The organism is Xanthobacter autotrophicus, assembly GCF_029991245.1.
Lineage (GTDB): Bacteria > Pseudomonadota > Alphaproteobacteria > Rhizobiales > Xanthobacteraceae > Xanthobacter > Xanthobacter autotrophicus_C.
Genome location: NZ_JAIVFO010000196.1, coordinates 1 through 6,334 on the forward strand (window position 1 = coordinate 1; position 6,334 = coordinate 6,334).

Annotated in this window: 4 protein-coding genes; all 4 read right to left on the bottom strand. The window is 67.1% G+C overall.

The annotated features are described in order from the left end of the window. Positions 1 to 131 precede the first annotated feature (131 nt). Entirely contained in the window at positions 132 to 2,972 is a 2,841-nt protein-coding gene (fdhF, locus tag K9U41_RS21145) for a formate dehydrogenase subunit alpha (protein ID WP_282642821.1), read from the bottom strand. Positions 2,973 to 2,985: 13 nt separating this feature from the next. Beyond that, complete coding sequence (locus K9U41_RS21150; protein ID WP_282642822.1) at positions 2,986 to 4,548, bottom strand: formate dehydrogenase beta subunit; 1,563 nt, start codon at positions 4,546 to 4,548, stop codon at positions 2,986 to 2,988. Next, positions 4,548 to 5,042, bottom strand: coding sequence for a formate dehydrogenase subunit gamma (locus K9U41_RS21155; RefSeq protein ID WP_149577084.1), 495 nt, complete (start codon positions 5,040 to 5,042; stop codon positions 4,548 to 4,550). Before K9U41_RS21155 ends, K9U41_RS21150 begins: the two co-directional genes overlap by 1 nt. A gap of 270 nt (positions 5,043 to 5,312) precedes the next feature. After that, positions 5,313 to 6,242 carry a LysR family transcriptional regulator gene (locus K9U41_RS21160; RefSeq protein ID WP_282642823.1) on the bottom strand — a complete coding sequence of 310 codons (930 nt, stop codon included), beginning with the start codon at positions 6,240 to 6,242 and terminating at the stop codon, positions 5,313 to 5,315. Between the last annotated feature and the right edge of the window lie 92 nt (positions 6,243 to 6,334).

A 6,334-nucleotide genomic window follows, 5' to 3' on the forward strand; every position in this document is an offset into this window, starting at 1 on the left:
CTGCGATCCTGGGCAGACAGGCGTTTTCCGGCACCGCCAACCTCTCTCCCGCAAGGGGAGAGGGGAGGAGGGCATCTGGGGGCTTTCGCAGAACTCTCGCAAGCGGGAGAGGGGGAGCGTTGGTGCTTGCCTCACTCCGCCGCTTCGGCGGCGATGCGGCGGGAGGTGCGCGAGAGGTTTTCGTAGTCCTCCTGCCACTGGGTCGGGCCGTTGGAGGGCGAGACCTGCACCGCGGTCACCTTGTATTCCGGGCAGTTGGTGGCCCAGTCGGAATAGTCGGTGGTCACCACGTTCGCTTGCGTCACCGGATGGTGGAAGGTGGTGTAGACCACCCCCGGCGCCACCCGGTCCGAGATCACCGCGCGCAGCGAAGTGGAGCCCGCCCGGCTGTCCAGCTTCACAAAATCGCCGTCGCGGATGCCGCGGTTCTCGGCGTCGTGGGCATGGATTTCCAGCACGTCCTCGGGGTGCCAGGCCACGTTCGCGGTGCGCCTGGTCTGGGCGCCCACATTGTACTGGCTGAGGATACGCCCGGTGGTGAGCAGCAGCGGGAAGCGCGGGCCGGTCTTCTCGTCGGTGGGCACGTATTCGGTCAGGACGAACTTGCCCTTGCCGCGCACGAAGCCGCCGATGTGCATGATGGGCGTGCCTTCCGGTGCGCTGTCGTTGCACGGCCACTGCACCGAACCCAGTTCGTCGAGCTTGGCATAGTTCACGCCCGCGAAGGTGGGGGTGAGCGCCGCGATCTCGTCCATGATCTGCGAGGGGTGGGTGTAGGCCATGGGGAAGCCCAGCGCATTGGCGAGGAGCTGGGTGACCTCCCAGTCCGCATAGCCGTTCTTCGGCGCCATCACCTTGCGGATGCGCTGGATGCGGCGCTCGGCATTGGTGAAGGTGCCGTCCTTCTCCAGGAAGGAGCAGCCGGGCAGGAAGACATGGGCGTAATTGGCCGTCTCGTTCAGGAACAGGTCCTGCACGATCAGGCATTCGAGGCCCGCGAGGCCGGCGGAGACGTGCTTGGTGTCGGGATCGGACTGGAGGATGTCCTCGCCCTGCACATAGAGGCCCTTGAACGTGCCATCCACCGCCGCGTCGAACATGTTGGGGATGCGCAGGCCCGGCTCGTCGTCCAGCGGCACGCCCCACAGCGCCTCGAAGGTGGAGCGGGTGGCGTCGTCGGAGATGTGGCGGTAGCCCGGCAGCTCGTGGGGGAACGAGCCCATGTCGCACGAGCCCTGCACGTTGTTCTGGCCGCGCAGCGGGTTCACGCCCACGCCGTTGCGGCCCACGTTGCCGGTGGCCATGGCGAGGTTGGCGATGGCCATCACCGTGGTGGAGCCCTGCGAATGCTCGGTGACGCCGAGGCCGTAATAGATCGACCCGTTGCCGCCGGTGGCATAGAGCCGGGCCGCGCCGCGCACCAAAGCGGGATCGACGCCGGTGTACGTCTCCACCGCTTCCGGAGAGTGGCGCTCGTCGGCGACGAAGGCGGCCCAGTCCTGGAACTCGTCCCAGTCGCAGCGCTCGCGCACGAACTTTTCGTCCACCAGCCCCTCGGTGACGATCACATGGGCCAACGCCGTCACGATGGCCACGTTGGTGCCGGGCTTGAGCGGCAGGTGGAAGGACGCCTCGATATGGGGCGAGTGCACGATGTCGGTGCGGCGCGGGTCCACCACGATCAGCTTCGCCCCCTCGCGCAGGCGCTTCTTCATGCGCGACGCGAAGACCGGATGGCCGTCGGTGGGGTTGGCGCCGATGATGAGGATGACGTCGGTGGCCTCGACGCTGTCGAAGTCCTGGGTGCCGGCGGAGGTGCCGTAGGTCTGGCTGAGGCCGTAGCCGGTGGGCGAGTGGCAGACGCGGGCGCAGGTGTCCACGTTGTTGTTGCCGAAGCCGCCGCGGATCAGCTTCTGGACGAGGTAGGTCTCCTCGTTGGTGCAGCGCGAGGAGGTGATGCCGCCCACCGCGCGCTTGCCGTACTTTTCCTGGATCCGCTTGAACTCGGAGGCGGCGTAGGCGATGGCCTCCTCATAGGTCACTTCCGTCCACGGCTCGTGGATGGAGGAGCGGATCATGGGCTTGAGGATGCGGTCCTGGTGGGTGGCGTAGCCATAGGCGAAGCGGCCCTTCACGCAGCTATGGCCGCGGTTCGCCTTGCCGTCCTTGTAGGGCACCATGCGCACCAGCTCGTCGCCGCGCATCTCGGCCTTGAAGGTGCAGCCCACGCCGCAATAGGCGCAGGTGGTCACCACCGAATGCTCGGGGGTGCCGATGTCGTACATGGCCTTCTCGTTCAGCGTCGCGGTGGGGCAGGCCTGGACGCAGGCGCCGCAGGAGACGCATTCCGAGGTCAGGAAGGGCTCGTCCATGCCCGGCGAAACGCGCGAGCCGAAGCCGCGGCCGGAGATGGTGAGCGCAAAGGTGCCCTGCACTTCCTCGCAGGCCCGCACGCACCTGTTGCAGACGATGCACTTCGACTGCTCGTAGGTGAAGTAGGGGTTGGATTCGTCCTTGCCGAGCCTGGTGTGGTTCTCGCCCTCATAGCCGTAACGCACGTCGCGCAGGCCCACCACGCCGGCCATGTCCTGCAGTTCGCAGTCGCCGTTGGCGGAGCAGGTGAGGCAGTCGAGGGGATGGTCGGAGATGTAAAGCTCCATCACCCCCTTGCGGATCTGCTTCAGGCGCTCGGTCTGGGTCTTCACCACGATGCCTTCGGCCACCGGCGTGGTGCACGACGCCGGGGTGCCGTTGCGGCCTTCGATCTCGATGAGGCAGAGCCGGCACGAGCCGAAGCTGTCCAGCATGTCGGTGGCGCAGAGCTTGGGGATCTGGTTCCCCAGCTCCATGGCGGCGCGCATGATGGAGGTGCCCTCGGGCACCGTGACGCTCATGCCGTCGATGGTGAGGGAAACAAGCTTCTGCGACTTGGAAGCCGGCGTGCCGTAGTCGATTTCGTGAACGAGGGACATGGTGTTCCTCCAATTATTCTGCGGCGGCCGGCAGCTTCGGCGCGACGCCGAAGTCTTCCGGGAAATGATTGAGCGCGCTCAGCACCGGGTAGGGCGTGAAGCCGCCCAGGGCGCACAGGGAACCAAGCTTCATGGTGTGGCAAAGGTCCGTCAGCAGGGCGAGATTCTGCTCGCGCTTCTCGCCGGCCATCACCTTGTCGAGGGTCTCGACGCCCCGGGTCGAGCCGATGCGGCAGGGCGTGCACTTGCCGCAGCTCTCGTGGGCGCAGAATTCCATGGCGAAGCGGGCCATGTCGGCGAGGTCCGCCGTGTCGTCGAACACCACCAGGCCGCCATGGCCGATGAGCGCATCCTTGGCGGTGAAGGCCTCGTAGTCGAACGGGGTGTCGAACTGGTGGGTGGGCAGATAGGCGCCCAGCGGGCCGCCGGCCTGCACCGCCTTGACCGGACGGCCGGACGCCGTGCCGCCGCCGATGTCGTAGACCAGCTCGCCCAGCGGGATGCCGAAGGCGGTCTCGAACAGGCCGCCGAACTTGATGTTGCCCGCGATCTGGATGGGCATGGTGCCGCGCGAACGGCCCATGCCGAAGTCGCGGTAATACTTGCCGCCCTTGTCCAGGATTACCGGCACGGTGGCCAGCGACACCAGGTTGTTGATAACGGTGGGCTTCTGGAACAGGCCCTTGTGGGCCGGCAGCGGCGGCTTGGCGCGCACCAGGCCGCGCTTGCCCTCCAGGCTTTCCAGCAGGGCGGTTTCCTCGCCGCACACATAGGCGCCGGCGCCCATGCGCATTTCCATGTCGAAGGACAGGCCCGAGCCGAGGATGTTGTCCCCCAGCAGGCCCGCGACGCGCGCCTTCTCGATGGCCTTTTCCATCACCACGAAGGCGAGGGGATATTCCGAGCGGCAGTAGACGTAGCCTTTGGTGGCACCCACCGCGAGGCCGGCGATGGTCATGCCCTCGATGAGGCAGAAGGGGTCCGCCTCCATGATGAGGCGGTCGGCGAAGGTGCCCGAGTCGCCCTCGTCCGCATTGCAGACGATGTAGCGCTGGTCCGCCGGGGCAGCCGCCACCGTGCGCCACTTGATGCCGGTGGGAAAGCCCGCGCCGCCGCGCCCGCGCAGGCCGCTTTCCACCACCTCTTCCACCGTGGCCGCCGGGCCGAGCGTGATGGCCCGCTCCAGCCCGCGATAGCCGCCATGGGCGTTGTAGTCGGTGAGCGAGAGCGGATCGATGATGCCGATACGGGCGAAGGTGAGCCGCGTCTGCTTCTTGAGATAGGGGATCTCCTCCACCACGCCCACGCACAGGGGATGGTCGGCGCCATGGAGGATGCCGGCGTGGAGCAGGTCTTCCACGTCGGAGGGCTTCACCGGGCCGTAGCCGACGCGACCGCGCTCGGTTTCCACCTCGATGAGGGGCTCCAGCCAGAACAGGCCGCGTGAGCCGTTGCGGGTGATGTCGGCGGTGACGCCGCGGGCGGCGAGCCCGGCTTCCAGCTTGCGGGCGACCCGGTCGGCGCCGCAGGCCACCGCGGTGGCGTCGTTGGGGACGAAGATGCGGGGGGATTTCATCAGGCGTCTCCGAAGCTCTTGCCGTTGGCGAAGCAGTCGGCGATCTCGTCGATGGCATCGCGGTCGAGGCGGCCCACCAGCTGGCCGTCCACCAGAGCGGACGGGGCGCAGGCGCACAGGCCCAGGCAATAGATGGGCTCCAGGGTCACCCGTCCGTCGGGGGAGGTTGAGCCCATGTCCACGCCGAGCTTTTCCTCGGCATAGTGGGCGAGCGCCTTGCCGCCCACGGACTGGCAGGCCTCGGCGGCGCACAGCTTCACCACGTGGCGGCCGGGGGCCTCGCGCCGGAAGTCGTGATAGAAGGTGAGGACGCCATAGACCTCGGCGCGCGAGAGGTTGAGGCTTTCGGCGATCATGGGCACCGCCGGGTCCGGCACGAAGCCGAACGTCTCCTGCAGGGCGTGCAGGATGGGCATGGTGGCCCCTTCCAGATGCCGGTTCTCCGAGATCACCTGCGCTGCGCGCTCGGTGCTCCAATCCTCATAGACCGCCATGGACGTCTCGCTTTCCCAAAAGCCGTGAGGGCGCATTGCCGCCGCTTCGTCTTGCTTATGGGAAAGTGTGGCACAGCCGGCCCTCTTATCAAGCCAGCTGTAGGATGTTGCAATAGAACATCTCTATTGATGGCGGAGGTAAGGAGCGGCGCGTCGTCTGAATCAAACGCTCCGTGCTGCGTCAATCGCGTCTGTCTGGGATGGTTCTTGGTATATTGATCGCGTTTTTCTATGTATGGGCCGACGCGCCCCTGCGGCTGGCCATCGGAATTATTGCATTGCAGCAATGGCCGGATCGGCGAGACCGCTCTGTTCCAGCTTCGGCGCGATGCGCCGCGCCTCTGCCACCAGCGCCGCCGTGATGGGCGTGGTCGGCTCGCGGTGGGGCACCACCAGGCCGATGGAGTGGGAGATGTCCGGCTCCACGATGGGAATGGACCGCACCACCGAGGTGAGGCCCAGGGAATCCGCCAGCATGGCCGGCATCACGCTCGCCCACAGGCCGGTGCGCACGTGGGTGAACAGCACGATCATGGAATTGGATTCGAGGGTCGGCTTGTGGCTGGCTCCGGCGGCGGCCAGCAGATTGTCGACGATGCGGCGGTTCTGCATGTCCGGGGTGAGCAGCGCGAGCTGAAGCTCGGCCACCTCCGCCCAGGTCACCGCGTCGCGCTCGCCGTAGCGGGACTGGGGCGAGGTCACGAGGCGGTAGCGCTCGCGGTAGAGCGGCACCGTGTTCACCCGGCCCAGCGGTTCGTTGTCGAGATAGGTGAGGCCGGCGTCGATCTCCAGGTTTTCGAGATGGTTCAAGATCTCGATGGAGGTGCGGGAGATCACCGTGAAGCGCACGTCCGGGTGGCGGGCGCGGAACGGGGTGGTCAGCGCCGCCACCATGGGCAAAGCGGTGGGGATGGCGGCGATGCGCAGCGGGCCGGCGAGGCCGCGCTTCAGGGCGTCGATGTCCTGCCGCATGGCCCGCGAATCGGCCACGATGCGCCGCGCCCATTCCAGCGTCCGCTCGCCCTCGGGCGTAAAGCCCATGAAGCGCGAGCCACGCTGCACCAGCAGCACGCCCAGCGTTTCTTCCAACTGCTTGATTCCGGCGGAAAGGGTCGGCTGCGTCACCCCGCAGGCTTCGCCGGCGCGGCCGAAATGACGTTCCCGGGCGAGTGCGATCAGGTATTCGAGTTTATCGATCATGGGGCCATATCACGGGGACACGGGGTGCTGCGCAAGGCGGCTGTGTTGCCGCAGCGCAGCGCCGGCGTTGCGGCCGCGGGGTGGGTGCCGGG